At 65.2% G+C, this 2,683-nt stretch carries 3 protein-coding genes and 1 pseudogene; all 4 read left to right on the forward strand.

The features are described 5' to 3' along the window. Positions 1–239, forward strand: a 239-nt coding sequence (locus WA702_RS04935) for a hypothetical protein (protein ID WP_425109416.1), incomplete at its 5' end; no start/stop codon positions are given. After that, positions 240–1,922, forward strand: a complete 1,683-nt coding sequence (locus WA702_RS04940) for a PHP domain-containing protein (protein ID WP_425109417.1) — start codon at positions 240–242, stop codon at positions 1,920–1,922. Further along, positions 1,922–2,260, forward strand: a pseudogene (locus tag WA702_RS04945) (MOSC domain-containing protein); the annotation flags it as partial. The gene WA702_RS04940 and the pseudogene WA702_RS04945, both read left to right, overlap by 1 nt. 145 nt (positions 2,261–2,405) lie before the next feature. After that, positions 2,406–2,683: hypothetical protein (locus WA702_RS04950; RefSeq protein ID WP_425109418.1), on the forward strand; the 278-nt coding region annotated here is incomplete at its 3' end.

Genomic DNA, 2,683 nt, shown 5'->3' on the forward strand with positions numbered 1-2,683 from the left:
GAGCTCTCTGCAAGGCGAGATCCATGCCGCGGGGCAAGATGAAGCATCTGCAACTGGTGGCCGGTCGGATCTACAATCTCCTCAAGAAGGAGGCTGCCTACGGCCCCAATGTCCAGCACCTCGAGGACTTTCGCGCAGCCCAGAAGCTCGAGGCCTCTCTCGATCGCCGGCCAAGTGACCGCTCCGGTGGTCGCCTTGCTCCGGCGGCGCCGCAAACCTCGGACTGGGAGGCTCGCTGAATGGCTTCGCTCGATGCCCGTTCTGTGGCAAGTCTTCTGCGAGAGTACGCGCAGCGCACCGCCTTGCGTGGCGGCAATCCCTACCCTGCAAAAGCCTATTCCCGGGCGGCGGATAGCCTGGCGGCCATTGCCGTTCCCCTCGATGTCCTCGTTGCCGAAGACCGCCTCACCGAGATCCCGGGCGTAGGCGACGCAATCGCCGACATCATCACCAAGCTCCACAGGACGGGTACTCATCCGAGTCTCGAAAAGCTCCGGAAGGAAATTCCCGCGGGTGTGCTTGAGATGCTCGCCGTGCCCGGTCTCCGCCCCGAGAAGGTGCTGCGGCTCTACAAGGACCTCGGCATCACATCGCTGGCGGAATTGGAGGCCGCCGCGAAGGACGATCGCATCAAGAAGGCCAAGGGGCTCGGTGCCGCGCTGCAGAGCAAGATCCTGCAGAATCTGGCGATCGCGAAAAGCGGAGAAGGGCGCCTCCACCTGCACCGTGCCGCCGCGCTGCTGGCACACGCCAAGGATTCGATCCGCAAATCCCGACCCGAGCTGAAGCGGGTCACAATCGCCGGCGACTTCCGCCGAGGCTGCGAGCTCGTCGGCGATCTCACCATCGTTGCGGAAGCACCGAAGGCCGACAAGGCACCGAAGCCATCGCCGGGGGGCGGACTGCAAATCCGTCTGTCCGACCGAAAGCACTTCGGCGCTGCCCTTCTCTTCGCGACAGGCTCCGCCGCTCATATCGAGCAACTCCAAGTCTTGGCGGCGGAGAAGGGGATGCGATTGGAGGCCGACGGCTTACACAAGGGCCGGACCCCGATCGCCGGCGACGAGGAGGAGATCTATCGCGCTCTCGGCCTGCCCTTTATCGATCCGGAACTCCGGGAGGGGCGGGGCGAGGTCGAGCTGGCTCTGAAAGGCAAGCTCCCAAAGCTGGTCACCGACCAGGACCTACGCGGCATCCTTCACTGCCACACCGATGCCTCCGACGGCACCGAGACGCTGGAGACCATGGCTAAGGCCACGCGTCAGCGGGGCTTCGAGTATTTCGGCGTGGCGGACCATTCCAAGTCTGCCCACTATGCCGGCGGTCTCTCCGTTGAGGAGATCGCGCAGCAGCACCGGGAAGCCGATCGACTGAACAAGCGCTTCGGCAAGGACTTCCGGATCCTCAAGGGTATTGAGTCCGACATCCTGACGGACGGGTCGCTCGACTATGACGACGACGTTCTGGAGCGCTTCGATTTCGTGGTCGCCAGCATCCACGGGCGCTTCAAACTCGACCGCAAAGCGCAGACGCAGCGCCTGCTTCGGGCTATTTCCGACCCTCACACCACCATCATCGGCCACATGACGGGGCGGCAGCTGCAGCGGCGGCCGGGCTACGAAATCGACGTCGAGAAGGTACTGCGGGCCTGCGCCAAGCATGACGTCGTCGTCGAGATCAACGCCCATCCATGGCGGCTCGACCTCGACTGGCGCTGGCACCAGGCGGCCCTCGACTTCGGCTGCATGCTGAGCATCAATCCGGACGCGCACTCGATCCCCGAACTCGACCACATGCACTGGGGCGTCCTGATGGCCCGCAAGGGCGGTGTCCCTGCCGACCGGGTCCTAAATGCGATGACGCTCGCGGAGCTCACGCGCTACCTGCGTCAGAAGCGGCGCTCGCTCGCCCGCGCCGCCTGATGCCCCAGGGGTACGATCTGGCACTCGAGGGGAATGTCGTGGCAGTCGCCACCGATGGCGGGCACCACTTCAGCAAACCAACTCGGGAGCGCATAATCCTGGTGGAAGGCCACGGCGTCGAAGGCGACGCTCACGCCGGCCCGTTCGTCCGGCACCGCTATTTGGCACGCCGCCGGCCCCGCCTGCCCAATCTCCGGCAGGTCCACCTGATCCCGTCCGAACTTTTCCCGTCTCTCCTCCAAGCTGGCTTCAAGGTTGGGGCGGGCGACCTCGGCGAGAACGTCACCACCGCCGGCTTGGACCTCGAACGGATGCCGCTCGGGACCCTGATCGAGCTTGGGCCGTCCGCGGTCGTCGAGCTGACGGGTCTCCGGACCCCCTGCGTCCTCATCGACCGCTTCCGAGCTGGCCTCAAGCGGCGGGTGCTCTCGTCGGCGGAAACGGGCCCTCCATTCAAATCCTGCCGATGCCGGTCGCGCGGTCATGCTCAGTCCGGTCGACGCCTCGGGCTACGAGACGAGAGGCAAGATCTACGAGGCGTTGGGAAAAAAGGCGATGGCCGAACTGGACTTCCAGACAGCCAGACTACCCGAGGACATGAGACGGAATCTGGTGAAAACGAGCACCGCGTCGTCCGGCGCGTCCGGATCCGCTTCCGGTCCCCGCGACTATTCGGGCCTGATCGTCATCCTGGGGATCGCCGGTCTGGGATACTTCATGTTCAAGGGGCGGGTCGCCGGCGCGTCTCCCGCTCCGCTCCT

This window comes from Bradyrhizobium sp., from assembly GCF_049798375.1.
Taxonomy (GTDB): Bacteria; Pseudomonadota; Alphaproteobacteria; order Rhizobiales; family Xanthobacteraceae; genus Bradyrhizobium.